Annotated in this window: 21 protein-coding genes; 14 read left to right on the forward strand and 7 right to left on the reverse strand. The window is 70.0% G+C overall.

The annotated features are described in order from the left end of the window. Nucleotides 1-71: 71 nt before the first annotated feature. Complete coding sequence (locus tag D7X32_RS12105) at nt 72-1,454, reverse strand: tetratricopeptide repeat protein (protein WP_438358965.1); 1,383 nt, start codon at nt 1,452-1,454, stop codon at nt 72-74. 7 nt (nt 1,455-1,461) lie between these two features. Further along, nucleotides 1,462-2,259, reverse strand: coding sequence for a lysophospholipid acyltransferase family protein (locus D7X32_RS12110; RefSeq protein WP_120602734.1), 798 nt, complete (start codon nt 2,257-2,259; stop codon nt 1,462-1,464). A 208-nt stretch (nt 2,260-2,467) separates the two neighbouring features. On the opposite strand from D7X32_RS12110, the gene D7X32_RS12115 reads away from it, so the two are divergent. The 3 genes from D7X32_RS12115 (at nt 2,468) to D7X32_RS12125 (ending at nt 6,057) form a co-directional block, all read left to right on the forward strand. Continuing rightward, nucleotides 2,468-3,082: a deoxynucleoside kinase gene (locus D7X32_RS12115; RefSeq protein ID WP_120602686.1), complete on the forward strand. Its 615-nt coding sequence runs from the start codon at nt 2,468-2,470 to the stop codon at nt 3,080-3,082. After that, nucleotides 3,079-4,254 carry a DUF2314 domain-containing protein gene (locus D7X32_RS12120; protein WP_120602687.1) on the forward strand — a complete coding sequence of 392 codons (1,176 nt, stop codon included), beginning with the start codon at nt 3,079-3,081 and terminating at the stop codon, nt 4,252-4,254. Before D7X32_RS12115 ends, D7X32_RS12120 begins: the two co-directional genes overlap by 4 nt. A gap of 66 nt (nt 4,255-4,320) precedes the next feature. Further along, nucleotides 4,321-6,057 (forward strand): FHA domain-containing protein, encoded by a 1,737-nt coding sequence (locus tag D7X32_RS12125; RefSeq protein WP_120602688.1) that lies wholly within the window; start codon nt 4,321-4,323, stop codon nt 6,055-6,057. A gap of 4 nt (nt 6,058-6,061) precedes the next feature. Here the strand turns inward: D7X32_RS12125 and D7X32_RS12130 are convergent, their stop codons facing one another. After that, nucleotides 6,062-6,988, reverse strand: a complete 927-nt coding sequence (locus D7X32_RS12130; RefSeq protein WP_120602735.1) for a DMT family transporter — start codon at nt 6,986-6,988, stop codon at nt 6,062-6,064. Between the two features lie 192 nt (nt 6,989-7,180). Between D7X32_RS12130 and D7X32_RS12135 the strand changes: the two genes are divergently transcribed. Further along, nucleotides 7,181-8,098, forward strand: a complete 918-nt coding sequence (locus D7X32_RS12135; protein WP_120602689.1) for a pseudouridine-5'-phosphate glycosidase — start codon at nt 7,181-7,183, stop codon at nt 8,096-8,098. 18 nt (nt 8,099-8,116) lie between these two features. Here the strand turns inward: D7X32_RS12135 and D7X32_RS12140 are convergent, their stop codons facing one another. After that, a complete protein-coding gene (locus tag D7X32_RS12140) occupies nt 8,117-8,611 on the reverse strand; it encodes a free L-methionine (R)-S-oxide reductase MsrC (RefSeq protein ID WP_120523522.1) in 495 nt (164 codons plus the stop codon). A gap of 73 nt (nt 8,612-8,684) precedes the next feature. Here D7X32_RS12140 and D7X32_RS12145 point away from each other — a divergent pair, with 73 nt between their 5' ends. Next, entirely contained in the window at nt 8,685-9,416 is a 732-nt protein-coding gene (locus D7X32_RS12145; protein WP_120602690.1) for an SIR2 family NAD-dependent protein deacylase, read from the forward strand. A 15-nt stretch (nt 9,417-9,431) separates the two neighbouring features. On the opposite strand, the gene D7X32_RS12150 is transcribed toward D7X32_RS12145, so the two are convergent. Then, on the reverse strand, nt 9,432-10,907 hold the full coding sequence (locus D7X32_RS12150; RefSeq protein WP_120602691.1) for a two-component regulator propeller domain-containing protein: 1,476 nt from the start codon (nt 10,905-10,907) through the stop codon (nt 9,432-9,434). 145 nt (nt 10,908-11,052) lie between these two features. Between D7X32_RS12150 and D7X32_RS12155 the strand changes: the two genes are divergently transcribed. Beyond that, nucleotides 11,053-14,124, forward strand: coding sequence for a poly(A) polymerase (locus D7X32_RS12155; RefSeq protein ID WP_120602692.1), 3,072 nt, complete (start codon nt 11,053-11,055; stop codon nt 14,122-14,124). Between the two features lie 23 nt (nt 14,125-14,147). Here the strand turns inward: D7X32_RS12155 and D7X32_RS12160 are convergent, their stop codons facing one another. Next, nucleotides 14,148-15,323, reverse strand: a complete 1,176-nt coding sequence (locus tag D7X32_RS12160; RefSeq protein WP_279635577.1) for a DUF6068 family protein — start codon at nt 15,321-15,323, stop codon at nt 14,148-14,150. A gap of 381 nt (nt 15,324-15,704) precedes the next feature. On the opposite strand from D7X32_RS12160, the gene D7X32_RS12165 reads away from it, so the two are divergent. The 4 genes from D7X32_RS12165 to D7X32_RS12180 all read left to right on the forward strand — a co-directional run bounded on the left by D7X32_RS12165 (nt 15,705) and on the right by D7X32_RS12180 (nt 19,466). After that, complete coding sequence (locus D7X32_RS12165) at nt 15,705-16,475, forward strand: zinc-dependent metalloprotease (protein WP_120602694.1); 771 nt, start codon at nt 15,705-15,707, stop codon at nt 16,473-16,475. Nucleotides 16,476-16,478: 3 nt separating this feature from the next. Beyond that, on the forward strand, nt 16,479-17,279 hold the full coding sequence (locus tag D7X32_RS12170) for a trypsin-like serine peptidase (protein ID WP_120602695.1): 801 nt from the start codon (nt 16,479-16,481) through the stop codon (nt 17,277-17,279). Nucleotides 17,280-17,447: 168 nt separating this feature from the next. Beyond that, nucleotides 17,448-18,590, forward strand: a complete 1,143-nt coding sequence (locus tag D7X32_RS12175) for a hypothetical protein (RefSeq protein ID WP_147450120.1) — start codon at nt 17,448-17,450, stop codon at nt 18,588-18,590. Between the two features lie 99 nt (nt 18,591-18,689). Beyond that, entirely contained in the window at nt 18,690-19,466 is a 777-nt protein-coding gene (locus D7X32_RS12180) for a zinc-dependent metalloprotease (protein WP_120602697.1), read from the forward strand. Nucleotides 19,467-19,496: 30 nt separating this feature from the next. Here the strand turns inward: D7X32_RS12180 and D7X32_RS12185 are convergent, their stop codons facing one another. Beyond that, nucleotides 19,497-20,129, reverse strand: a complete 633-nt coding sequence (locus D7X32_RS12185; RefSeq protein ID WP_120602698.1) for a TetR/AcrR family transcriptional regulator — start codon at nt 20,127-20,129, stop codon at nt 19,497-19,499. Nucleotides 20,130-20,226: 97 nt separating this feature from the next. On the opposite strand from D7X32_RS12185, the gene D7X32_RS12190 reads away from it, so the two are divergent. The 4 genes from D7X32_RS12190 to D7X32_RS12205 are packed head-to-tail and all read left to right on the forward strand — an operon-like array spanning nt 20,227 to nt 25,630. Continuing rightward, on the forward strand, nt 20,227-21,921 hold the full coding sequence (locus tag D7X32_RS12190; protein ID WP_120602699.1) for an acyclic terpene utilization AtuA family protein: 1,695 nt from the start codon (nt 20,227-20,229) through the stop codon (nt 21,919-21,921). Between the two features lie 35 nt (nt 21,922-21,956). Beyond that, nucleotides 21,957-23,123, forward strand: a complete 1,167-nt coding sequence (locus D7X32_RS12195) for an acyl-CoA dehydrogenase family protein (RefSeq protein WP_120602700.1) — start codon at nt 21,957-21,959, stop codon at nt 23,121-23,123. Nucleotides 23,124-23,133: 10 nt separating this feature from the next. After that, complete coding sequence (locus D7X32_RS12200) at nt 23,134-24,012, forward strand: SDR family oxidoreductase (protein ID WP_120602701.1); 879 nt, start codon at nt 23,134-23,136, stop codon at nt 24,010-24,012. Between the two features lies 1 nt (nt 24,013). Further along, nucleotides 24,014-25,630, forward strand: a complete 1,617-nt coding sequence (locus D7X32_RS12205) for an acyl-CoA carboxylase subunit beta (protein WP_120602702.1) — start codon at nt 24,014-24,016, stop codon at nt 25,628-25,630. Nucleotides 25,631-25,638: the final 8 nt, after the last annotated feature.

Raw genomic sequence — 25,638 nt, forward strand, 5'->3', positions numbered from 1 at the left:
GTGCTGGGAGGGGCGGGTTTGCGCGCGTCGCTCATCGGCGTCGGAGTGTAGAGGGCGCGGTGTGCCGGTGGCTACTGGCCCTTGAGCACCTGCAGGGCCTTGCTGGCCACCGCGTTGTCGGGCTGGGTCTCCAGCACCTTCCCCAACCAGCGCTCCGCTTCGCTCACGGCCTTCTGGCGCTCTTCGGGGCGGCGGGCCTTCTGGGCCTCGTCGGTGTAGAGCAGGCCCAGGCGCAGGGCGAACTCGGTGTTCTCCGGGTCCTTGTCCGCCACGTACTTCAGCTCTCGCTGCGCGGCCGCGTAGTCCCCCTCCAACTGGTACACGAGCGACAGCTTGCCGCGTGCGGGCACCGAGTCCGGCGTCAGCGTCACCGCCACCTGGAAGGCCTCCTTCGCGGGGGCCAGGTCGCGGGCCTCCAGGCGCAGGTCTCCCAGGCGGAACCAGCCCAGATCCAGGAGCGGGTTGAGCGCCACGGCCTTCTCGAAGGCGGCGCGCGCCGCGTCCGTGCGCTGGCGCGACAGGTACAGCTCACCCAGGTAGAGCTGGTTCTTGCCGTCCTGGGGGGCGCGCTCGATGGCCTGCTTGAACTCGTCCACGGCGCGGCCGGCGTCATCCAGGCGCTGGTAGGCCAGCCCCAGGAGGGCATGCACCACGGCCAGGTCCGGGTAGTCGTGGAGGATCTCCTCGAAGGCGATGAGGGCGTGCTGGGGCGCGTCCAGCTCGTGCAGGTAGCGCATGCCCTCCTCGAGCTTCGCCTCCGCCGCCTTGGGGAAGTTCTGGAACGGATCCGCCAGCTGGTTCATCAGCGCCCGCGCGGTGGCGACCTCCGTCGGGGTGGGGTTGCCCTTCACGACGGTGCCCAGGGCCTCCACGGCGCCCGTGGCGTCCCCCGTGCGGGCCAGGGCCTTGGCCAAAGGCAGCTTCCAGCCCGCGCGTTCCGGGGCCAGCTCCACGGCCTTTCGCAGCGGGCCCAGCGCGGCGGTGTACTGCTCCGACTCCAGGCGCGCGACGCCCAGGCGGTAGTGGAACTCCCCGGTGGTGGGGGACAACGCGATGGCGCGCTCGAAGGCGGCCACGGTGGGGGCACCCGCGTCCCGGGCCCGTGAGAAGAGCGTCAGGCCCAGCATGTACTGGTCCACCGCGCGCTCGTTCTTCGCGATGGCCTGGCGCAGTTCCTCCGCCCAGGCGTCCGCGCGGCCTGCCTTCACCTGGGCCTCGGTGAGGGCGCGGGCCACGTCCACGTCGTCCGGTGTGCGCGCGTGCAGCGCCTTCAGCAGCTTCAACGCCTCCTCGGGCTGGTTCCCGTCCAGGTACGCGCGCGCCTGGGCCTGGGGCGCCAGCGCGGGCGTCTGGGCCTGGCCGTGGCCGCAGCCGGTGGCGAGCAGGCTCAGTCCCAGCAGGGCGGCGGGCCAGCGGAGCGTGCGGAGGCGGTTCGGGGTCGGGATCAAGTGCACGGGGAGCTCAGGAGGCCTTGGAGGTGGGGTCGGAGTCGCGCTGGGCGACGCCCTCGCGGTTCGGCGCGGCGACGGCCGTGTCCGGATCCCCGCCCTTGCCGCCCAGGGAGAGGCTGTCGGCGATGATCTGTGCACGCACGGCGCGGGCCAGGCCCTCGCGGTCGTTGTCCGCGAAGCCGGTGGTGTCGATGGGGCGGCCAATCTTCACGCGCACCGGGCCCGGCGTGATGTTCCACGAGTTCTTGGGCATCACGTTGTCGGTGCCCTCGATGGTGACGGGGCAGATGGGCACGCGGGCCTTGAGCGCGAGCGCGAAGGGACCCTTCTTGAAGGGCAGCACGCTGCCGTCCTCGGAGCGGGTGCCCTCCGGGTACAGGAAGATGCTGGTGCCCGCGCGGATCTTCCGGGCGGCCTTCTCCAGCGACGCGATGGCGGACGAACGGTCTCCGCGGTTGATGAAGACGTGGCCCGCGACCCAGAGGTACCAGCCGATGAACGGCACGAAGCGCAGCTGCGACTTGGCGACGAAACGGAAGTCCACCGGCACGGCGAGGAAGTGGGCCGGGATGTCGAGTGTGGACAGGTGGTTGCCGACGTAGATGGTGGGCCGCTTCGGGTCCACGTTCTCCCCGCCGATGACCTCCAGCTTCGCGCCCCCGGCCCACAGGAGCACGGGCGACCAGATCCTCCGGGCGACCGCTACCGAGCGGGATGGGTTGAGCGTCACGAGCATCGCGAGGCATGCGAGGACGAAGCAGACCGCGGACCACACCGTGACCACCAGGATGCACCACAGCTTGCGCAGCATGCGTCGCCTTTCCTCCTACCGGGGGGCTTGAGCGCCAGACGGGCCCCAGGGGTGCCGCTCACCGGTCGGGCAGCCAGGCGGCGCGGCGCGGGCGCCGGCTCCTGGGCGTGCGGAACGGGGCAGGGGCATGCACTTTATCTACCATGGCTCCCCTCGCCATTGTTTCTGGTGAATGCCGCTCGCCGGGGTTACAAGCAAGGGTGGCGTGGCCAGGAAAAAGTTCATCGCCATCGCGGGCAACATCGGGGCCGGAAAGACGGAGCTCACGTCCTTCCTGTGCCGGAAGTACGGCCTCACGCCGTCCTTCGAGCCCAATGACCAGAACCCCTATCTCGCTGATTTCTACAAGGACATGAAGACGTGGGCGTTCCGCTCCCAGCTCTTCTTCCTGACGCACAAGTTCCGCCTGCACCGGGAACTGGAGCGCACGCCGGGCACCGTGCTCCAGGACCGGACGCTCTATGAGGACGCGGAAATCTTCGCCAAGAACCTCCACCGGCAGCGGCTCATCGACAAGCGGGACTGGTCCACGTACTGGGAGCTGTACCAGACCATCTCCCAGTCGCTCCGGCCGCCCGACCTGATGATCTACCTGCGCTGCCCGGTCGTCACGCTGAAGGAGCGCATCCGGCTGCGAGGGCGGGCCATGGAGAAGGACATCCCGACCGCGTACCTCAAGCGCCTCAACGCCCTCTACGAGGAGTGGTTCGAGGGCTACTCGCTGTCGCCGGTGCTGGTGCTGGGGACGGACAAGCTGGACTACCTCACCGACCTGGTGGACCGCGTGGACCTCTTCCGACAGATCGAGAAGCACCTGTGAAGGAGGTCTACGTCCTGGCCACCGAGCAGCCCGAGCCGCCGTCCCTGGATGCGCTGCGCGCGGCGTTCGCGACGGACGAGGTGGAGTTCGTGCCGCACGAGGGCGACTGGGGCTTCACCGTGCGGGCGGACGGTTCGGAGGTGAAGGTGGTGCTCAAGCCCCTGAGCGACGGCCGTCCGCGCGTCCCCCAGGAGCTGTTCAGCGGCAGCCCGGAGGCCTTCGCGCTCGTGGAGAAGGCCCAGGCCTGCTACGCGTTCCTGCTGGAGCCGGGCGGCGCGCAGCCCACGCTGCCCGTCTTCGAGGCGCTGTGGACCGTGCGCACGCTGATGGAGCAGGCGCCCGGCGTGCTCGTGGACCTCACGGCGTTCAAGCTGCACGAGCCCGAGGACGTGGTCGAAATCACGGAGCTGGACTTCGACATCCGCGACCACGTGCACCTGCACGCCATCGAGCTGGCGGAGGGGGACACGCCGCTGTGGGTGCACTCGCACGGGATGGAGAAGTTCGGCGCGCGCGACGTGGAGATCTTCCACCTGGGCGAGGGCGACCTGCTGGCCGCGGAGAGCTTCCTCCACGAGCTGTGCACGGACCTGGCGTTCGCGCAGGGGCCGGCGCTGCGCGCGGAGGTGTCCACCAGCGAGGGCCAGAGCTTCACGATGGTTCCCTCCGAGGAGGCCCGCGCGAACCTGCTGGGCGTGCCGTTGGACGCCTTCGAGGGCCACGAGGGGCTGTTCCTCACGGTGGTTTCGCCGCTGGGCCGGCACAACACGGCGGAGCTGCTGGCGACGTACCGGGAGCGCTTCGCGAAGGAGCCGGCCGAGCAGACCCAGGCGATGCATGAGGAGGCGCAGGCGCTGTTGCCCTCCTTCCTGGCGCGCTTCCAGCGCAAGGGGTTGATGGAGCCCCTGACGTTCCTGGTGCGGGCCCCCTTCGAGACGCATCCGGAGGGCGAGGTGGTGGTGGAGAACCTCTGGCTGGAGGCGGTGGCCCGGGACGAGGGCTCCGTCGTGGGCCGGCTGGTGGATGGGGCGGTGCACACCACGGAGTGGCGCAAGGGGGCCCACGTGGAGGTGGAGGAGAAGCAGATCAACGCCCTGGCCATCGCCCGGGAGGGCCGCGCGCTCAACGAGTCCGAACTGCGGGCTCTTTTGAACGCCGAACGTCCGATGTAGCGCTGCGCGTCCAACCCAACGCGTCTTGCGAGTGCCCCGAGGGGCGCTGCTAGGCTCCGCGTCCGCATGCCGGCACTCCTGCTGCTCACGGGCCCGTCCGCGGGGCGCCGGTACGAAGTCGTCTCCCAGCTGACCCTCGGGCGCAGTCCTTCCTGCGACATCCCGTTGGAAGACGACCAGGTGTCGCGGCGCCACGCGCAGCTGTTCCTGGACACCATCGCGGGACAGGTGCGGTTGCGCGACCTGGGGTCCACCAACGGCACACTGCTCAACGGGCAGCGGCTGGCGCTCCAGGAAGAGGCGGTGCTGCGGCCGGGCGACCGGATGCGCGTGGGCGCCACCATCGCGGTGTACGAGCCGCCGCCGGTGTCCATCGTCGACGAGCCCTCGGGCGTGTCCGCTCCGGAGCCGGATCACGTGCCCATCGAGGAGGTGCTGCCGCACGTGGGCGCGGCCGCGGCGATGTACTCGGCGGGGACGGCGCTCCTGGGTGCCACCAGCGAGGCGATGGTGCTGCGGCGGCTGTCGGAAGAGACGGTGCACGCGCTCAACGCGGACCGTGCCGCGGCGCTGCTGAGCGGATCGGAGGGATTGCGTACGGCGGCGGTGTCCGGCGCTGCGTCCGTGGAGGTGCCTCGCGCGCTGGTGCAGGCGGCGCTGGAGCGCAAGGAATTGGGCCGGACGGACACGGCCCTGTGCTCGCCGCTGGTGGCTTCGGGCGGGATGCCTTTTGGCGTGCTGTACGTGGAGCGCGAAGAGTCGCCGTTCACCGAGGGCGAGGGCCAGTTGCTCGCGTCACTGGGGCGGCTGGGCGGTGAGGCCTATACGGCGGTGCGCTCGCGCGGTGAGGCGGAGGCGGCGGACATGCCCTGGGTGACGCCGCTGGGGACTTCGCGGGCATTCCGGGGCGTGGTGGAGGAGGCGCGGCGGGCGGCGGGCAGTGCCGCACCGGTCGTGCTGCACGGCGAGCCGGGCACCGGCAAGGCGCTGTTGGCGCACTTCCTCCATGGCAAGTCTCCGCGCGCGCTGGGGCCGTGGGTGACGGTGGAGTGCCGGCAGTCCCTGGAGGCCGTGGAGGTGGCGCTCTTCGGCCGGGCGGGCGCGCCCGGCCAGCCCCCGGTGACGTCCGCGGTGTTGCGTGCGGACGCGGGCACACTGCTCCTGCGCCACGTCGAGGCGCTTCCCCGGCCGGCGGCGGAGCGGCTGGCGCGGATGCTGGCCCGGCGCGCGGCTCCGGCGCGGCAGGGCGGCGAGGAACCCGTGGACGTGCGGATCGTCGCCACCAGTGCTTCGCCGGTGTCGCGGCTCGCGTCGCGGGGGGAGTTCGATGCGGCGCTGGCCCGGGGGCTGGCGGGCTTCGAGCTGGAGGTGCCGCCTCTTCGCGAGCGGAGGGGTGACGTGCCGGTGTTGCTGGAGTACTTCGCGCTGCGCGGTGCCCGGCAGGGCGGGCGGGAAGCCCCGGTGCTCGGCCCCGAGGCCCGGCGCCTGCTGGCGGAGTATCCGTGGCCGCAGAACGTGCGCGAATTGGAGCTGGTGGCGGAGCGGCTGGGGCGCGTGTACGCGGCGGGCCACGTGGGCATTCCGCAACTGCCTCCGGAGGTGCGCGAGGGCGCGGTGGGGCAGGCGCCTCGCACGTTGCAGGAGCAGGTGGCCCGCCTGGAGCGCGACGCCATCGCGGAGGCGCTTCGCGATTCCGGATGGAAGAAGGTCCGTGCGGCGGAGATGCTGGGCATCAGCCGGCCCACGCTCGACCGGAAGATGGAGGAGTACGGGCTGACGCTGGAGCGGGGGACTCGCGGCTGAGCGGTCAGGCCTTGGTGACTGCCGTGTCCTTGCGGCGGCTGATCAACACACCCGTGAGGATGAGCCCCGCACCGAGTATCTGGAACAGGGTGGGGCGCTCACCGCGAATCGCCCAGGCAGTGAGGGCCGCGACGACGGGGATGCCGGTGCCGTAGAGCGTCGTGCGGTTGGTGCCCACCTGCTGCACGCTGCGGAACCACACGAAGTACGCGAGCACCAGCGGCACCAGCGCCGAGTACACGAGTGCGATCCAGCCCGCGGCGCCCACGCGCGACGTGTCCATCGCGATGACCTGGGAGGCTCCGGCCAGGACCACGCCCGGGGCTCCCGTGAGCATGGTGATGGCGGTGACGCGCAGCGCGGACACGCCTTCGCCTACCGCGCGCGTGCCCACCGTGTAGATGGCCCAGCACAGCGAGCTGCAGACAATCAGCGCGTCACCTGTCCACGTCGCCGCGCCCAGGTTCGGGCCTCGCGCTCCGACCACGAGCAGCATTCCCACCACCGCGAGGGACAGCCCCGCGACGACCGGGCGCCGCAGCCGTTCGATGCCGAGCGCCGCGCCCAGCGTCGCCGTCACCACCGGGCTCACCGCCGTGAGCATGCCGCTGTTGGCCGCCGTGGTTCGCGCGAGGCCTTCGATGAAGAACAGCTGGTACAGCGTGTTGCCCACGAACCCCAGCGCGGTGAGCCGCAGGAACACCTTCCACGGCATCGGCTTGTGGCCTTCCACGGCCAACAGCACGAGCCCCATCGCGAGCGCCGCGAGTCCGAAGCGCAGCGACATGAAGGCCCGGGGCGGCATGCCCTCCAGCGCGTCCTTCACGAGGGTGTAGTTCGTCCCCCAGACGACCACGACGGCGATCATCGCCAGGTCGGAGGCGGAGACGAGACGGGCAGGCGCTGCGACCGCGGGCGACGAGGTGCTCACGCGGCGGGGCATAGGGCGGCGCGAGGCCGGATGCAACCGACGGAGCTGCAACGAACAGGCGGGCATGCGCGGCTTCCCCGGCAGGCGACCCGCACATGCGGTGCTCCGGCCCGGGCGGAGTCGACGTGACGCCGACGTTTCCCCACGCGCGTGCTTGTCCGGCCGCCCCGCCCGTGGCGTAAATGCCCGCCCATGGACTTCCGTTATTCGGACGAGGTGCGGCGCGCGAAGGACTCCGGGCAGCCGCTGGTGGCGCTGGAGACGAGCGTCGTCGCGCAGGGCCTGCCGTACCCCGACAACCTGGCCGCTGCTCGCGCGTGCGAGGAGGCCATCCGCCGCGCTGGTGCCGTGCCCGCGCCCATCGCCATGGTGGACGGGGAGGTGTGGATTGGTCTGGAGGACGCCGCGCTGCGCCGGCTGGCCGAGGGCAAGGAGAAGCTCCTCAAGCTGGGCTCGCGCGACCTGGCCGTGGCGATGGCCACGCGCGCCAGCGGTGGCACCACCGTGAGCGCCACGTGCGAACTGGCCGCGGCGGCGGGCATCCGCGTGTTCTCCACCGGCGGCATCGGTGGCGTGCACCGCGGTGCCTCCGAGCACTGGGACATCTCGCAGGACATCGCGGCGCTGTCGCGCTACCCCGTCGCCGTGGTGTGCGCGGGCGCCAAGTCCGTGTTGGATCTGCCCAAGACGATGGAGCTCCTGGAGACGGCGGGCGTGCCCGTCATCGGCGTGGGCACCAACGAGCTGCCGTCCTTCTACAGCCGCGAGTCCGGCCTCTCGCTGGAGCACCGCGCGGACGACGCGGAGGCCGCCGCACGCATCGCCCATGCGCGCTTCGACACGCTGGGGCAGGGCGGCGTGCTCTACACCGTGCCGCCTCCGGCGGAGGCCGCGCTGGCTCGCAACGACGTGGAGCTGCACATCGCGTCGGCGCTGGCGGACGCGGACCGGCAGGGTGTGCGCGGCAAGGCCGTGACGCCGTTCCTCCTGGGCGAGATGGCGAAGCGCACCGGAGGCAAGAGCCTCAAGACGAACCTGGCGCTCCTGGAGAACAACGCGCGCTTCGCGGGGGCGCTGGCCGTGGCCTACGCCCGCCTCGCGAAGCGCTGAACGCCGCGCGACGACGGCTCAGGATGCGCGGTGCTGGAACCAGGACATCAGGTCCTCCAGCGCCGCGCGGTCCACGTCGTCGAAGGTGTTCTTGTGCTCGGAGTCGATGTCGAGCACCGCGAGCAGTTCACGGTTGCGCCCGTACACCGGCACGACGATCTCCGACGCGGAGCGCCCGTCGCAGGTGATGTGGCCCGGGAAGGCGTGCACGTCCGGCACCACCACCGTTTCGCCCTTCGCGGCGGAGGTGCCGCACACGCCCTTGCCGAAGGTGATCTCCAGGCACCCGAGCGTCCCCTGGTAGGGGCCCACGCGCAGCAGCTTCCCGGGCGTCACCACCCGGTAGAAGCCCGTCCACAGGTGGCCGAAGGCGTTGTGCAGCAGGCAGCTCATCGTCGCCATCGCGCAGATGTCGTCGTCCACGCCTTCGAGGATGGCGAGCGCGTGCGTCTTCAGCTCTGCGTATGCCTCGGTCTTGGGCTGACCGCGCAGATCCAGGGTGACTTCGGCCATGATGGAGTCCTCTGTCAGGTATTGCTTTCCGCCCCTTCTAACAACCCTCGTGCCCGCTGGCACAGGAGGTCGTGTGGAACCGCTCGTCCTGGATTCGCGAACCCGTCTGCTCGTGCTCACCGGTGCCGGAGTCTCCGCGGAGAGCGGCGTCCCCACCTTCCGGGGCATGAACGGGCTGTGGGAGAACCACCCCGTCGAGGCCGTGGCGTCCCCGCAGGGCTTCGATGCGAACCCCGCGCTCGTCTGGCGCTTCTATTCGCAGCGCCGGACGGGGGCGGCGGACGTGAAGCCCAACCCGGGCCACGACGCGCTGGTGCGCTGGGAGCAGCACCTGGGCGACCGCTTCCTCCTGGCCACCCAGAACGTGGACGGCCTGCACACGAAGGCGGGCAGCCAGCGCGTGGTGGACATGCATGGCAACCTCTTCCGCACGAAGTGCGCGGACTGCGGGCGGGTGCCCTTCGCGGACACCTCGGTGCACCCGTCGGGGACGGTGCCGAAGTGCGACAGCTGCGGGGGCCGGCTGCGGCCGGACATCGTCTGGTTCGGGGAGATGCTGGACCCCAACGACCTGGCGCGCATCGGTGAGTTCATCCAGCGCCAGGACGGCACGCGGCTGGTGTTCCTGGCCGCGGGGACGTCCGGGGCGGTGTGGCCGGCGGCGGGCATCGTGGACGAGGTGCGCGCCGTGCGCGGGGACACGTGGCTCGTGAACTACGAGTCCGCCGCGAACACGGAGCGCTTCCATCACTTCGTCCAGGGCCTGAGTGGGCAGGTGCTGCCCACCCTGGCGAACCTCGTCTGAGGTCCGGAGCGGGCGCTACGGGCCCCGGAGGACGGTGAGCCCCTGGTCGGTGAGGACGAGCAGCATGCTCGGTGTCACGGTGGGCTCGTAGACGAGCTGCAGGACGCGCTGGCCGGACACCTCCCGCACCTGGGCCAGCGTGGTGCCGTCCGGCTCCAGCCGCCAGAGGCCCGCGCCGTTGGTGCCGATGTAGAGCGCGCCGTCGTCCGTCGCCTTGAGTGACAGGATGCGGTTCGACGGCAGCCCCGCGAGCTTCGACCAGTTGCCCGCCGAACGGGACTTCGGCGTCAGCGACCAGACGCCGTACTCCGCGCTTCCCAGGTAGTAGCGGCCCGAGGAGACCTGCTCGAAGGCGCGCCAGTAGTCGTCGGTGGCCTGTCCGTTGATCAGCTCGTTGTAGCTCTTGAACTTCCAGGGCGTGGGACCCTCCCAGGTGAGCTCACGGTCCCACTCCTCCAGCTTCGGGCTGGGCACGAGCACGCCGAGCATCTGCTCATTGGCGACGAGGACGTCACCGTTCAGCCCGATGCCCAGGCCGTGCATGTAGGGGCACTGGAGCGAGCCCCACTCCGAGCCGTCCTCGAAGAGGTACCAGCCGGGGTGGCGGTGGCTGTTGTAGGTGAGCCCCTGGACGCGCGTCACGCCGTGGTTGGTGGTGATGTAGAGGTCGCCGCGATCCCGGCCGCGCGTCACGCGGGCGCAGTTGAGGACGGAGCGGTCCTCCTCGTAGTGGAAGTCATTGGTGTTGTGGATGCCCGCCTGACGGCCGGCGTTCGACGTGCCGGTGGTGCGCCAGAGGTGCTCCTCGAGCGTGACGCTGCCGTCCGGCTGGACGCGGACGGCGTCGAGGTCTCCCTTCTGGTACTGGGCGAAGCGCTCGGCCGAGTAGCCCGCCTCGCCCTTCCAGGGGATGTACGTGCGTTGCTCGATGCCTTCCGCGCGCTTCATCTCGTCGGCGGAGTAGCCCACGTACGCGCGTCCGGCCGCCCCGCCGCAGATGACCGTGGATCCGGTCGCGAGCGAATCCAGACCGAACGGCTCGCGCGCCTGGCCGACGCCGGTGGTCCACGTGGGCGCGGTGTCGCCCGGGCGCAGCACGCCGATGCGGCGGCCGTCGAGGAGCCAGAGGTTGAGCCCTTCATCGACGCCAACGCTCTGGGGTTTGCCCACGCCAAACGAGCGCGTGTAGTCGAGCACCGCGTCCGCGGGCCACGGCCCTGCGTCGGGCGTTTCGCCGGTGCCGGCATCGGGCGGTGGCCCCGCGTCAGGGATCTCGCCGGCATCTGGCGTCCCGCCATCTTCACCAGGAGGGAGCGTGCCGGCATCCGGAAGGGAATCCGGAGGGGGAAGCGAGGGAACTTCGTTTCCATCGGACGGCTCGAGGACGGGCTCGTCCTGTGGATCGACTGTCGAGGAGTCGTCGCTGCAACCCGCCGACAGCAAAGACATGAACACCAACCCCGCCCCCACCACGCCAACGCGAATACCCATTCCGTGTGTTCCTCCACGGAGGCTTCATGGCAAGACGCGGGCCAGCGTGGTTCGCGTCAGGTGGGTTCAATTCCTTGCGTCAAGGGCAGCGCATGCGCGGCCCGTGTTGGCGTGCCTTCCAGTACCCTTCGCCACGAGCCCCGCCATGTCGCAGGAACGCTTCACGACCAGCCGCGAGGTGTATCACCGGATCCGGTGGGACCCCCGGCTCGATGCCCGCGAGTTCGTCGTCGGTTACGACGCGCACCGCGGCGCCATGGAGGAGATGCCCTTCGAGGCGTTCATCCCCGATGGCGAGATTCCGTGGCACCGCGTCTGGTACTTCAAGCGCGGAACCCAGACGGTGTGGGACCGCAAGGAGCGCATCGACCTCCTGAGCAACGCCCGGCCCGCGGAGGAGACCGCGTCACCTCCGCTCCTCGCGGTGCCGGGCTTCACGCCACTGCCCGCATGGCGGTACGACGCACGATCGGGCTCGTGGACAGAGGCCTCGCGTGATCCCGGCCAGGCGCTTCCCGCCGCGGCCACGCTCACCGTTGCCACCTTCAACGTCCTCTTCGACCTGTACGACGCGGAGCTGCTGGCGACCGAGCGCAGGACCCCGGCGGCGCTCGCGCTGCTCCGCGAAACGGATGCGGACGTCATCGCGCTCCAGGAAGTCACCCCGACGTTCCTCAAGGCCCTGCTCGCGGCACCCTGGGTTCGCGAGCACTACTGGCTGTCCGACGGTCCCGGCGCGAACACCGTGGCGACCTATGGCCAGGTGTTGCTGTCTCGCGTGCCCCTCGCTTCCGTGTGGCAGCGCGTCTTCTCTCGGGACAAACGCATCATCACCGCCGAGCTGCGCCTCGCGGAGGGCACGCTGTGGGTGGCCACGCCGCACCTGACGAGCGACCGGGACGCATCCGGCGCCTCCGCGCGCGCCGTGCAGGTCGAAGCCCTTCTCGAATGGGCCCGCGTGCTCGGGTCCACGAGCGATACCGAGCCCGCGGACCTGGTGCTGGCCGGTGACTTCAACTTCGGCGACGGAGCGCCGGAAACGGAGTCCTTCGCTCGCGCGGGCTTCGTGGATGCGTGGTCCTCGCTGCGACCTTCGGAAGCAGGGGAGACGTTCAACCCCCGGTTGAACACCCTGGCGGCGATCACCACGGTCTCAGGAACGCTCCGGCGCTTGGACCGGGTGCTGGTGGCTTCGCCTTCGGGCCGGCTCGCACCCACGTCCGTGGACCTCTTCGGCGAAACGCCCCTGGCGGGACCGCCCGCGCCTTCAGGGCAGCCCCTCTTCGCCTCGGATCACTTCGGACTGCGCTGCGTCCTGCACCGTGAAGCGGTTGTGTCCCAGGGGCCGGTCGCGGCGCGGACCTCCACGGCGCTGGTTCACCACACGGCCCTGGTGCTCATTCCCCCTGAAGACGTCTGGGCCCCCATCCAGGCACTGCGCAAGAAGCACGACGCGAAGTTCCAGCGGTGGATGCCCCACATCACGCTGCTGTATCCCTTCGTCCCGGAAGAGGACTTCGAGACGGCGGAAGCGCTCCTCGTGGATGCACTCCAGGACCTCGAACCCTTCGACGTGACGCTCTCCACGTTCGGCCACTTCGAACACCGTGCCAACGCGACAGCGTGGCTCCGCCCCGATGATCAGCCCTCCGGCGCGCTGGCGGCGCTGCACGCGAAGCTCGTGGCGGCCCTGCCCGAATGCGCCACGTCCGCCCATGGCGGCTTCACGCCACACCTCTCCGTGGGCCAGCTCCCACTCTCATCGGACGCGGACCTCGTCCGTGCACTTGCCGAGTGGCAGCGAAACTGGCGGACGCTGAAGTTCCGCGTGGGCGAGCTCTGCCTCATCCGGAGGAAGGGCGACACGCCCTTCGAGGTCATCCGGCGCATTCCCCTCGCACAGGCGCACAGGGCAACGCCGGAGCACGAAGACGCACCGTTGCGCGAAGCACGGATCTCCATCGGCGCTGGTGAATCCCATGCGGGACACGCCGCCAGGACCGCGGCGGTGGAGCAACTGCGCCAGCACTGCGAACGGATCGGCACCACGCTGCATCCCTATGGCTCGTATCTCCTGGGCACGGATGGCGCGGGCAGTGACGTGGACGCGGTCGCCATCGGCCCGGCGAGCCTGCCCCGCGAGGACTTCGCGCGAGCGCTCCTTCAGGAACTGGCACCGGGCACGGCTCGCTACGTGGCGGACGCCGCCATCCCGCTGGTGAAGTTGTCCCTCGGAGGCGTGAGCTTCGACCTGGCCTATGCGAGCCGTCCGGAGGGCGTGCCCCCTGAGGACCCCCTGACGCTGCTCGAACAGCATGGCTCTCAGCTCGACCCCGCGGGCCACCGTGCCGTGCTGGGATTGGCGGACACGTTGGGCCTCATGGACGTCATCGCCCGGGGAGGCGGACAGGCCGAGCGGTTCCGCACGCTGATGCGCGCGGTGAAGGCCTGGGCCCGGGCCCGAGGCATCTACTCGCATGCGCTGGGCTACCTCGGCGGCTTGTCCTGGACGCTGCTCGCGGCATGGGCCTGCACCCGCGCGACTCCGGACGCCATGCGGTCCGACGCGTCGCTGCTCGCGCACTTCTTCGGCACCTTCGCCTCATGGCCCTGGCCCCAGCCCGTGACGCTCACGCCGGAGACCGCCCGCTACCGGCCCGATGGCAAGCGCGACCTCGTGCCTGTCATCGCCCCCGCGCTCCCCGCGCGAAACACCGCGCGCAACGTGTCGCGCTCCACGTTCCGCGTCATCCGCGAGGAACTGCTCCGGGCCCGCGAGCTCGTGGCCAACGCTCGCGCCTCGGGGACCCCCTCCGCATGGGCCGCGCTCTTCCTGCCGCTGGAGGCCGACGAAGCACTTCCGGCCGGGTTGCGCCTGTCCGTCGAAGCCAGTTCCTCCGAGGACCGGGAGACTGTCGCGGGTTGGGTCCTCGGGCACGTCACCGCCCTGGTGTATCGGCTGGAAGGCGACCGCCGTCTCTCCGTGCGTCCACTCCAGCCATCACAGGCCGGAGGCACGCTGCTCATCGGGCTGGAGGTTCGCGAGGCCCGGGACGCGGCTGCGTTGTCCTGGCAGCCGCGGAGTCCGCTGTTCGCGGCCGTGGAGGCGTTCCGCGCGTCCTTCCAGGAATGGACGCACCGCCCATCCGGCGCGGTGCTCCACGTCGAACTCGTGCGAGGCAATGACAGCTCACGGAGCGACGCACCCGCTCCGTGAAGCGTGTCACCCGGACGCCCGCGTCACTTCTGTCCCGCGAGCCACGACCCCCAGCGCACGATCCGCGTGCCGCCTTCCGGCTCGCGCTTGCCACCCGTCACCACGCGCTCGGTGCTGCTGGCGAGCGGCTGGAAGCGCGCCTCGTAGGGCAGGCCCGCGAGCCCCGGCGCCCACGGCTCGGCCGCCCAGGTCTGTGAGAAGGCGCGCTGGGTGCCTTCGACGTTCTCGCTGCTCTGTTCGATGAGGGCAGGCACGTCGTGGCCCTCCGCGCTGAACGTGCCCCGGGTGCCGGCGGCCGCGGCGGCGGGCGGCCATTCCCCCGTGGCCAGCACCTCCCAGGGCAGCCCCATCAGCAGCTCCTCCAACGCCTCCGGCTCGGCCTGGGAGAAGTCGGAGCAGGGGGCCGCGTTGGCTTCGACGGGGCCCTCGGTGCGCAGGAGGTAGCCTCGCTCGGCGGTGAAGCACACGCGCTGCACGCCGGGCGCGGGGCCCACGTCCACGAACCGCTCGTAGTACGCGCCCGGGCCCAGGGGCCGCTCCAGCGCGGGCACGGGGGCGCTGGCGTCGGCGGAGCCCTCACGGACTTCGCGCAGAGTCAGCTGGAAGCCACCGGGCACGCGGAAGCCGGCGGACTCCGTGCTCGCTTCAATCAAGCCCCGGGTGAGGTACAGCGGGCCCGGCGCGTTGGCGTACACGCGCGTGCGCAGCGGGCCGTCGAAAGAGCGCTGGTCGCTGACGTAGCGCACGGCCTCCCAGGTGCGGCCCGCGCTGGATGCGACCTCGGCGGTGGCCTTGCCTCCATGCGGCACGTCGAGCGGGCGCGTCATGTCCGCGCGCACGGGGAACAGCAGGTCCTGCGCCAGCCGCGCCTGCGACAGGGGCTTGCCGGCCTCATCGCTGAAGGCCGCGCGCACCCAGACCCAGGGTTGCTGCACGGCCACCACCTCCAGCGTCAGCTGCCCCTGAAGGGTGCGCGCGGTGCCACCGGCGCGAGGCTCGGGGCCTTGCGTCGCGCTGAAGGTATAGGTGACGCGGTCGCCCACGCGCGCGCGCGCCCACGCCTCGGCGGACTGCACGGACGCGGCGTCCTGGGTCCGCGTGTCGGAAGGCGCGGGGCCGCTCGACTTCGTGCTCTCGCAGCCGGGGAGGAACGACAGGGCCGCACCCAACAGCGCGGCGATGGGGAGGGAAGGGCGCATGGTCATGGAGACGGGATATACCGGGAGCGGATTCAACTCCCAGTCCTCACGCGTTCTGCGCGGATTCCATGAATTGTGGGAGTAAATGCGACCCTGGGGAGGGTGACTGATTAGAAGACACTGCTGTCCGAAAATCAGTGGGTTCCCGTATGAGCAGCAAAAGGGCTTGGGCCCCAAGCACTTGCACTTCCAGGTGTCACGTTACGTTACGCTCACATTCTTGGAAGCTGGAGTGCTAGCGCTCCATGTAAATCAACAAAACCGAGTTATTCCCTCTGACGTGACGCTGGCCCGACAGTTGCTCAGTGGCTGGGCAAGCTGTCCGCGGCTGACGGGAAGGTCAGGCGGCAGCGGATCTCCCCCGAACCAGAGGAACGACGAATGTTCAAGAAGGCGGCAGTCCTCGTGGCGAGCTGTGGTGCGTTGCTGTCTGGCTGCGGTACCGACCTGGAGAGTGAGAACCAGGAGATCGTCTCCAACCTGATCGAGGCCGGCTTCCCCGCGGACGACATCATGGAGGCTGACGGTCAGGTGTACGTGGGCCGCGACGCGCACGTGACGCTGGAGGCCTCGCGCGAAATGCTCCAGACGGGCAAGGAGACCCAGGAGCAGTACCGCACGACGAACCTCGTCAGCTCCACCAAGACGAAGATCTGCATCAACCCCACGTCCACGTTCAACAGCTACACCCGCCTGAGCCAGGGCCTGGACCTGGCCATCCAGAACTACAACCAGCGCGGCCTGAGCTTCACGATGGCGCGTGGCCCCACCACGGGCTGCAGCGCGAACATCACCGCGACGGTGACCTCTGGCGCCGGCGGCTCCGCGGGCTTCCCGTCGGGCGGCAACCCCTACGGCACCATCAACATCGGCACCAGCCTGAACACCTACAGCGTGGACGTGAACGAGCACGTCATCACGCACGAGCTGGGTCACTGCATCGGCTTCCGTCACTCGGACTACTACAACCGCGCCATCAGCTGCGGCGGCGCCGCCAGCAACGAGGGCACCGCGGGCGTGGGCGCCATCCTCATCACCGGCACGCCGAGCACCGCGACGGTGGGCGGCTCCATCATGAACTCCTGCTTCCGCTCGACGGAGACCGGCGAGTGGACCAGCTCGGACATCACCGCGCTGAACGCCATCTACTAGCGAATGGCGTTGCGACCCCTTGAGTCCTTCATGAGTCCGCGGGGTCGCATCCTCGCGGGCACCTTCCTCCTCCTGGGCCTCACGGCCTGTGGAAAGCAGAAGGTGCCCGCGGATTCCCATCCGGCAGTCTGTGAGAGTCCCACGGCGTCGCGGGTGCGCCAGCCGTCGGAGGTGAGTGGCCTCACGCAGTGTGGCCCGATCGCCGACTTCACCCCCATCAACAGCTACCAGGGCGAGTTCGCGGACGTCGCGCAGACGGCCGAGGACGCGGTCGTCCTGATTGACGGGCGCTGCACCGGAACACTGATTGAAGCGAGCGCGGGTCCCGTGGTGGTGACGGCGGGGCACTGTGTCGCTCTCGGGGACCGGCCGCTGCTCGTCTTCAACTTCGAGGATCAGCCTGACGGGGACACGCTCATCACCGAGGGCACCGTCATCGAGCAGTCGCTCGAACCCGACTACGCGCTCATCCATCCGGACGCGATGCCCAAGGTGACGCCGGTCCTGCTGACGGCCGTGCCCAGCGAGCGGCTGGCGATCATCCAGCATCCCCGGGGGAAGCCCAAGGTCATCGCCGAAGGCGAGTACCTGGATGCGTGCAACTCACTGGTCTACTACGCGGACCTGGACACCCTGGTCGGAAGCTCCGGCGCGGGCGTGCTCAACCGTCAGGGCCAGCTGCTGGGCATCCACACGGACGGTGATTGCGACGAGACCGGCCGCGGCGCCAACCGGGGTTGGACGACGGAAGCGATTGTCGCGGCGTCGCCGTACCTGGTGGACGCCGACATCGTCGCGCGCTGAGGCCTGACCGGCCCGGAGTACACTTGGGGCCTCCCCGCCTGTCCCGGGACCCCCATGAATCGCCTGCGCCTCCTGACCCTCCTGGCCCTTGTTTCGATGTCCGCGTGCGGGGGGACGTCCGCATCGCCTGACCCCGGCCCCGGTGCGGTCCAGGACGCCGTGACCGGCGTGTCCGTGACCGGCGCGGACCGGGTCGCGTTCAAGGCCCGGACGGTCTTCACGGCGGACGTGGCGGGCACGGGGGTGTTCTCAACCGACGTGACGTGGAGCATCGCGTCCGGGGCCGGCAGGCTGTCCGCCGCGACTGGCACGTCCGTCACCTATACGGCCCCGTTCGTCCAGGAGGACTCGGTGGTGACCGTCCAGGCGGTGTCCCAGGCGGATCCCTCGAAGAGCGGCCTGTGGACCTTCACCGTGGGCCGGGCCCCTGTCGCGAGGTTGGTGGAGGGCGTCTATGAGGGGCCGGTCTCCGTGACGTCGACCTCGTCTCCGGAATCGCCGCCCCGGCAGCAGCAGTACACGCTGGAGTGGGTGAGCGATACCCAGCTCCATCTCAGCCCCATCCTGGGATTCCCGAAGGGCGTCCGGGTCGACGTCAGCGAAGACGGCACGCTGGTCATTCCCCCCCAGGACGGCCCCGCCACCGGCTATGACAAGTATTGCTTCCGTCAGCAGTCTTTCATTGGAGGGGATGCCGCGGGCACCGCGGCGACGGGGACCTGGGACGTCCAGGGCAACCTGACCCTGCGCTGGAGCCTGCGTTACGAACGGGAGTGCATCGGGCCCGGGGGGCCCTTTCCGGGCTCCCACATCATGTATGCCTATCAGTACGACCATGTCTTCACAGGCGTCCGGCTGGAGGTGCCCCGGCCTCCCGCCGCCACGTTCCTCGAGGGCATCTATTACCTGGGGAACTGGTCCTTCACGGAGGAGACGACGTCCGCCACCCAGCCGCCGAGCACCCGGTCCGTCAGCCGCGCCTTCTCATTCACGATCGAGCGTGAAAGCGATACCCGGGTGCGTATCAAGGGTCTCTTCAGCTCCACCGAGGGCGTTCCGGTCGACGTCTTCGAGGACGGCACGTTGGAGTTCCTCCCATACACGGCCGCGCCCCAGGGCGATGACCGGACCTGCGAGCGCCACTTCTCCATCGGAGAGGGGAGCACCGTCACGCCGGGGACGGGGACCTGGGATCGCTGGGGGAACCTGACGCTGGACTGGCTCAGCCGGAGCGAAATCATCTGCGCGGCCAACGAAGGCAGCGACTCCCTCACGCGGACCACCAACACCTTCGTGGGAAGGAAGTACTAGCGCGGGCCCGTCGGGTTCTTGCGAACAGGAGATACTCTGGAATTGAAGCACTGCATGGATTTCATGCTTTGCTGTCCAAGGACCCGAGGGGAGACGACCATGTTCAAGAGAGCGGCAGTGCTCGTGGTGGGCTGTGGTGCGTTGCTGTCCGGCTGCGGTACCGACCTGGAGAAGGAGAACCAGGAGATCATCTCCAACCTGGTCGAGGCGGGCTTCCAGGCCGGCGACATCACGGTCGCGGAGGAGGGCGTCTACGTGGGAGGCGACGCGCTGGTGAGCGTCGAAGCGTCCCGCGAGATGCTCCAGTCCGGTGGGGCCAGCGCGGAGCAGTACCGGACGACCAACGTCGTCAGCACGTCGCTCGTGAAGAAGATCTGCATCAATCCGACGGCCACGTTCAACAGCTACAGCCGCTTGAGCCAGGGCCTGGACCTGGCCATCCAGAACTACAACGCGCTGGGCCTCTGCTTCACGATGGTCCGGGGGACCACCACCGGCTGCAACGCGACCATCGTCGCGACGACCGCGCCGGGCATGGTCTACAACTCAGGCTTCCCCTCGGGGGGCCGTCCGTATGGAACCATCACCATCGGCACGGGGTGGAACACCTCGCCGCTCGACACGGTCGAGCACGTCGTCACCCACGAGCTGGGCCACGCGCTGGGCATGCGTCACTCGGACTATTACTCCCAGGTCATCAGCTGCGGCACGGGCGGCAACGAAGGCACCGCGGGCGTGGGGGCCATCCTCATCCCCGGCACGCCCGCCACGTCCTACGTGAACGGGTCCATCTTCAACGCCTGCCTTCCGCCGAACCCGACCGGCGAGTTCACCAGCACGGACATCACCGCGCTGACGTACCTCTACCGCTGCTGAGTCCCGAGGAGAGGGGGCGCGCGACGCGGCTCAGTCCGCCTGCGCCGCGCGCTTGGGCGTGAGCTGCGCTTCCAGGGTCCGCGCCCAGTGGGCCAGGACCTTGCGGCGCCGCGCGGTGTCGTCGTGGAGCAGGTTCGCGAGCGCCAGACCGCGCAGGAGGTCCAGCGTCGCGCGCACGGCGTCGCGCACGTCGCGGTCGCGCTCATCCAGGCCCAACAGCTCGACGGTGAGCCGGTGCACCTCCCGGCCGACGTGCGTTTCGAGCGGCAACAGGAGGGCCTTCAGCTCCGCGTCGGCCCCGGCCGCCACCCAGAGGTGCGTCGCGGCGGTGAAGAGCGGGCCGGCGTAGACGTCATGGAGCAGGTTCAACAACGGCTCGACGCGCCGCCGGCTCTCCGGCAGGCCGCTCGCGCGCCGCACCAGCTCCTCGATCTGCTGATGGAAGACATGCTCCACCGCGGCCGCGACCAGGGCCGCGCGCGTCGGGAAGTGGTGCTGGCAGGCGCCGCGTGACACCCCCGCGCGCTCGGCGATGGCGCCCATCGTCGCCCCCGCCCAGCCCTTCTCCACGAGCACGTCGATGGCGGCCGTCATCAGCTTCTGCCGCGTCACCCGGCTGCGCTCCTGCTCCTGCCGTGTCGTTCCGCTCGCCGTGCCGCTCATGGGGCCACACTGTTGCGGCGGGAAGAAAAAAGCAATCGTGATTGCTTTTCTTTGGGGGTGGCGTGCAGACTCGCCGCTCCCTGGCACAGGAGGTGCGATGGACGGGCGATCGCTGCGCATCGGCAATGCATCCGGCTTCTACGGCGACCGCTTCTCCGCGTTCCGGGAGATGCTGGAGGGCGGTCCGCTCGACGTCCTCACGGGCGACTACCTGGCGGAGCTGACCATGCTCATCCTGGGCCGCGACCGGCTGAAGAACCCGTCGGCCGGGTACGCGAAGACGTTCCTGCGCCAGCTGGAGGAGACGCTCGGGCTCGCGGTGGAGCGCAAGGTCCGCATCGTCACCAACGCCGGGGGCCTCAACCCGGAGGGGCTCGCGAACGACCTGCGCGCGCTCGCCACGAAGCTGGGCTTGTCCGTCAACATCGCGCACGTTGAAGGCGATGACCTGGTCGGACGCGCGGACGAGCTCGGCTTCGATCAGCCCCTCACGGCGAACGCGTACCTGGGGGGCTGGGGCATCGCGGCGTGCCTCGACGCGGGCGCGGACATCGTCGTCACGGGACGCGTGACGGATGCGTCGCTCGTCGTCGGCCCCGCGGCCTCCTTCTTCGGCTGGAAGCGCGACGACTGGGACTGCCTCGCGGGCGCGATGGTCGCGGGCCATGTCCTGGAATGCGGCGCCCAGGCGACCGGCGGCAACTTCGCGCGCTTCGGTGAAATCGACGTGCGCCGGCCCGGCTTCCCGCTCGCGGAGCTCTTCGCTGACGGCTCGAGCATCATCACCAAGCATCCGGACACGGGTGGCGCCGTCACCGTCGACACCGTGAAGGCGCAGCTCGTCTATGAAATCGGCGGTGCCCGCTATGCCGGCCCCGACGCCACAGCGCGCTTCGACACCATCGTGGTCGACACCGAGGGCACCGACCGGGTGCGTTTGTCCGGCGTGCGCGGTGAGCCGCCACCTCCGGAGGTGAAGGTGTGCCTGAACCGGCTCGGCGGCTTCCGCAACGATGCCCAGTTCATCCTCGTCGGCCTGGACATCAAGGAGAAGGCCGCGCTCGTGCGGGCGCAGCTCGATGCGACGCTCAAGCCCCGCCCCGCCGAGGTCCTCTACACGCTCGCGCGCACCGACCACGCTGACGCTCCGAGCGAGGAGCAGGCGTCGGCGACGCTGCGGGTCACCGTGAAGGATGCCGACTCGAAGGTCGCCGGCCGTTCCTTCAACGGCACGGTGGTGGAGCTCGCCCTGTCCAGCTACCCCGGCTTCTTCCTGCCCGCGTTGCCTGGCGACGCCTCGCCCTTTGGCGTCTACACCGCGGCCTATGTGGATGCGCGGAAGGTGCCGCACGTCGCGGTGTTCCCGGATGGACGGCGCATCGACGTGTTGCCGCCGGAGAAGACGCTGGGGCTCGAAGCGGTCCCCGCGCCGTCGCTGCCCGCGCCGTTGCTGGCGGGCCCCACCCGGCGCGTGCCGCTCGGTCAGGTGGCCCTGGCCCGCAGCGGAGACAAGGGCGGGGACGCGAACATCGGCGTCTGGGTCCGCACCGAAGAGGCGTGGAGCTGGCTCGTGCACACCCTCACGGAGGAGCTGCTGCGCACGCTGCTGCCAGAGGCGCGGGAACTCAAGGTCCAGCGCCACGTGCTCCCGAACCTGCGCGCCCTGAACTTCGTCATCGAGGGACTCCTCGGCGAGGGCGTCTCGTCATCCACCCGCTTTGATCAGCAGGCCAAGGCGCTCGGCGAATGGCTGCGCTCGCGCCACGTCGACGTCCCGGAATCGCTTCTCTAACGCCTTCGCACGCTCCCGAGCCCACCGAGGAAGCCATGCAGCAGACCCAGGAACACCGCGCCATCCGCCAGACCGTCCGCAAGTTCGTGGAACAGGAGCTGAACCCGCACATCGACGCCTGGGAGGCCGCGGAGATCTTCCCCGCGCGGGAGGTGTTCCGGAAGCTGGGCGAGCTGGGCCTGCTCGGCATCACGAAGCCCTCGGAGTTCGGCGGGCTGGGGCTTGACGCGTCGTTCTCCGTCGCCTTCGCCGAGGAGCTGGGGCACTGCACCTGTGGCGCACTGCCCATGGCCATTGGCGTCGTCACGGACATGGCGACGCCCGCGCTCGCGCGCTTCGGCAGCGACGAGCTGCGGCGGGAGTTCCTGGCGCCAACGCTCACGGGCGAGCGCGTCTGTTCCATCGCGGTGAGCGAGCCGGGCGCCGGCTCCGACGTGGCGAGCGTGACGACCACGGCGCGCCGGGATGGCGACGACTACGTCATCGACGGCAGCAAGATGTGGATCACCAACGGGATGCAGGCGGATTGGATCTGCCTGCTCGCCAACACGGGTGAGGGGCCGGCGCACGCGAACAAGTCGCTCATCATCGTGCCCATGGACCGCCCCGGCATCACGCGGTCGAAGATCCGCAAGCTCGGCATGTGGGCATCCGACACGGCGCAGCTCTTCTTCGACGGCGTGCGCGTCCCCACGCGCTTTCGCATCGGCGACGAGGGGCGCGGCTTCGCGATGCAGATGCAGCAGTTCCAGGAGGAGCGGCTGTTCGTGTCGGCGAGCACGCTGGTCACCTTCGACCGGCTCATCGCGCAGACGGCGGAGTACACGCGGCAGCGCAAGGCCTTTGGCCAGTCCATCCTCGACAACCAGAGCGTGCACTTCCGGCTCGCCGAATTGCAGACGGAGGTCGAGTCGCTCCGGGCGCTCATCTACCGGACCGTCGGCATGTACATCGAGAACAAGGACGACCCGGAGGTCGTGAAGCTCGCTTCGATGTGCAAGCTCAAGTCGGGCCGCCTCGCCCGCGAGCTCGTCGACGGGTGCCTCCAGTACTGGGGTGGCATGGGCTTCACCTGGGACAACCCCGTCGCTCGCGCCTACCGCGACCTGCGCCTGGGCTCCATTGGTGGCGGCGCCGACGAGGTGATGCTCGGAATCATCAGCAAGGCCATGGGAACGCTGCCCCGCAAAGCGCGCGGCTGAGGAGCACACGATGGGATACCGTTCAGTCTTCGCCCCGAATGCCTTCGCGGGCCGCACCATCATCGTCACCGGCGCCGGCAGCGGCATCGGGCGGTGCACCGCGCATGAACTGGCGTCGCTTGGCGCGCACGTCGTCCTCGTGGGCCGCAAGCAGGAGAAGCTCGCGAAGGTCGCCGGGGAGCTGGCCGCCGAGGGCCATGCGTCCACGCAGCACGCCGTGGACATCCGCGACGAGGCGGCGGTGACCGCCATGGTCGCCGCCGTCGTCAAGGAGCGCGGCCGCATCCACGGGCTCGTGAACAACGCGGGAGGACAGTTCCCGTCGCCGCTGTCGGCGATCTCCAAGAAGGGCTTCGAGGCGGTCGTCGCCACGAACCTGACCGGCGGATTCCTGGTCGCGCGCGAGGTGTTCAACCAGTCCATGACCGACCACGGCGGCGCCATCGTGAACATGCTCGCGGATGCCTGGAACGGCATGCCGGGCATGGGGCACTCGGGCGCGGCGCGCGCCGGCATGTTCAACCTGACGCAGACGGCCGCCGTTGAATGGGCCTTCGCCGGGGTCCGCGTGAACGCCGTCGCGCCCGGCTGGGTCGCCTCCAGCGGCCTGGACACCTACGAGGACCCCTTTGTTCGCGAGATGATCCCCATGCTGCGCAAGCAGGTGCCCCTGCACCGGCTGGCCACCGAGGCGGAGGTGAGCGGCGCCATCGCGTTCCTCCTCTCCGACGTGGCCGCGTTCATCACGGGCGAGGTCATCCGCATCGACGGGGGCGCGTCCTGCAACACGAAGGCGTTCCCGCTGTCGGAGCACTCGAACTCGAAGCCGTACGACGGGTTCCACCTCGCCGCGCCGCCCACCATCCTCGACGGTCCGAAGGAGAAGTGACGTGCCCACGCTCGTCTCCCAAGTCGAACCGGCCTCCGCCGCCTTCACCACGCAGCGCAAGGAGATGCTCGCCCGCGTCGCCGAGCTGCGCGCCATCGAGCAGAAGTCGCGCGACACCGAGCAGCTGGCCCGCGAGAAGTTCAAGCAGCGTGGGCAGATCCTCCCGCGCGAACGCCTGGCGCTGCTGCTCGACCGGGGCTCGCCCTTCCTCGAACTCTCCACGCTCTGCGGCTACAAGCACCACGACGACAGCGACGGCTCGCTGGCCGGTGGAAACACCATCATCGGCATTGGCTTCGTGTCCGGCGTGCGCTGTCTGGTGTTCGTGAGCAACTCCGCGGTGAAGGGCGGCACCGCGACGCCCTGGGGCGTCCAGAAGGCGCTGCGCGCGCAGGAGATCGCGCTGCAGAACCGGTTGCCCGTCGTGTCGCTCGTGGAGAGCGGCGGGGCGAACCTGCTCTACCAGCAGGAGATCTTCATCCCGGGCGGGGAGACCTTCTACAACCAGGCGAAGCTGTCCGCGGCCGGCATCCCCCAGGTCACCGTCGTCCACGGGTCGAGCACGGCGGGCGGCGCGTACATCCCGGGCCTCTCCGACCACGTCGTCATGGTGCGCGGCAAGGCGAAGGTGTTCCTCGCCGGCCCACCGCTGCTGCTCGCGGCCACGGGCGAGGTCGCCACCGACGAGGACCTGGGCGGCGCGGAGATGCACACCACCGTGGCTGGCACCTCGGACCACCTCGCCGAGGACGACGCCGACGGCATCCGCATCGCGCGGGAGATCGTCGCGTCGCTCGGGTGGAACGACGCGCTGCCCGCGTCCACGCGCCCCGGCTTCGAACCGCCGCGCTACGCGGCGGAGGAGCTGTGTGGCGTCGTGCCCATCGACCACCGGCGGCCCTATGACTGCCGCGAGGTGATTGCCCGGATCGTGGATGGCTCCGACTTCTCGCCCTTCAAGGACGACTACGACGCGCTCACCGTCTGTGGCTGGGCGCGCATCGAGGGCCGGGCGGTGGGCCTCATCGGCAACAACGGGCCCATCACGGCGAAGGGCGCGACGAAGGCGGGGCAGTTCATCCAGCTCTGCTGCCAGGCGCGGACGCCCATCATCTACCTTCAGAACACCACGGGCTACATGGTGGGCACCCAGTCGGAGCAGGGCGGCATCGTGAAGCACGGCGCGAAGATGCTGCAGGCGGTGGCCAACGCGACCGTGCCGCAGATGACCCTGCTCCTGGGCGGTGCCTTCGGCGCGGGCAACTACGGCATGTGTGGCCGTGCCTTCCACCCGCGCTTCATCTTCGCCTGGCCCAACGCGCGCACGGCGGTGATGGGCGGTGAGCAGGCGGCGAAGGTGCTGACCATCGTCGCCACGGAGAAGGCCCGGCGCGCGGGACTGCCGCCCGACCAGGAGTTCCTGGACGGGATGGCGAAGCCGCTCATCGAGCAGTTCGACCGCGAGTCGGATGCCTTCAACTGCAGCGCGCGGCTGTTCGACGACGGCGTCATCGACCCCCGGGATACCCGGCGGGTGCTCGGGTTCATCCTGGCCACGTGCGACGAGGCTTCGCGCCGCACGCTGTCGCCCAACTCCTTCGGCGTCGCCCGGCTGTAGCGAGGGGA

Source organism: Corallococcus carmarthensis (genome assembly GCF_003611695.1).
Taxonomy (GTDB): Bacteria; Myxococcota; Myxococcia; order Myxococcales; family Myxococcaceae; genus Corallococcus; species Corallococcus carmarthensis.

Coding starts and splice junctions, on each gene's coding strand:
- D7X32_RS12190 (WP_120602699.1), top strand. CDS start 20,227: ATGGACGGGCGATCGCTGCGCATCGGCAATGCATCCGGCTTCTACGGC.
- D7X32_RS12160 (WP_279635577.1), bottom strand. CDS start 15,323: ATGCGCCCTTCCCTCCCCATCGCCGCGCTGTTGGGTGCGGCCCTGTCG.
- D7X32_RS12140 (WP_120523522.1), bottom strand. CDS start 8,611: ATGGCCGAAGTCACCCTGGATCTGCGCGGTCAGCCCAAGACCGAGGCA.
- D7X32_RS12150 (WP_120602691.1), bottom strand. CDS start 10,907: ATGGGTATTCGCGTTGGCGTGGTGGGGGCGGGGTTGGTGTTCATGTCT.
- D7X32_RS12170 (WP_120602695.1), top strand. CDS start 16,479: ATGGCGTTGCGACCCCTTGAGTCCTTCATGAGTCCGCGGGGTCGCATC.
- D7X32_RS12185 (WP_120602698.1), bottom strand. CDS start 20,129: ATGAGCGGCACGGCGAGCGGAACGACACGGCAGGAGCAGGAGCGCAGC.
- D7X32_RS12195 (WP_120602700.1), top strand. CDS start 21,957: ATGCAGCAGACCCAGGAACACCGCGCCATCCGCCAGACCGTCCGCAAG.
- D7X32_RS12180 (WP_120602697.1), top strand. CDS start 18,690: ATGTTCAAGAGAGCGGCAGTGCTCGTGGTGGGCTGTGGTGCGTTGCTG.
- D7X32_RS12135 (WP_120602689.1), top strand. CDS start 7,181: ATGGACTTCCGTTATTCGGACGAGGTGCGGCGCGCGAAGGACTCCGGG.
- D7X32_RS12200 (WP_120602701.1), top strand. CDS start 23,134: ATGGGATACCGTTCAGTCTTCGCCCCGAATGCCTTCGCGGGCCGCACC.
- D7X32_RS12155 (WP_120602692.1), top strand. CDS start 11,053: ATGTCGCAGGAACGCTTCACGACCAGCCGCGAGGTGTATCACCGGATC.
- D7X32_RS12165 (WP_120602694.1), top strand. CDS start 15,705: ATGTTCAAGAAGGCGGCAGTCCTCGTGGCGAGCTGTGGTGCGTTGCTG.
- D7X32_RS12125 (WP_120602688.1), top strand. CDS start 4,321: ATGCCGGCACTCCTGCTGCTCACGGGCCCGTCCGCGGGGCGCCGGTAC.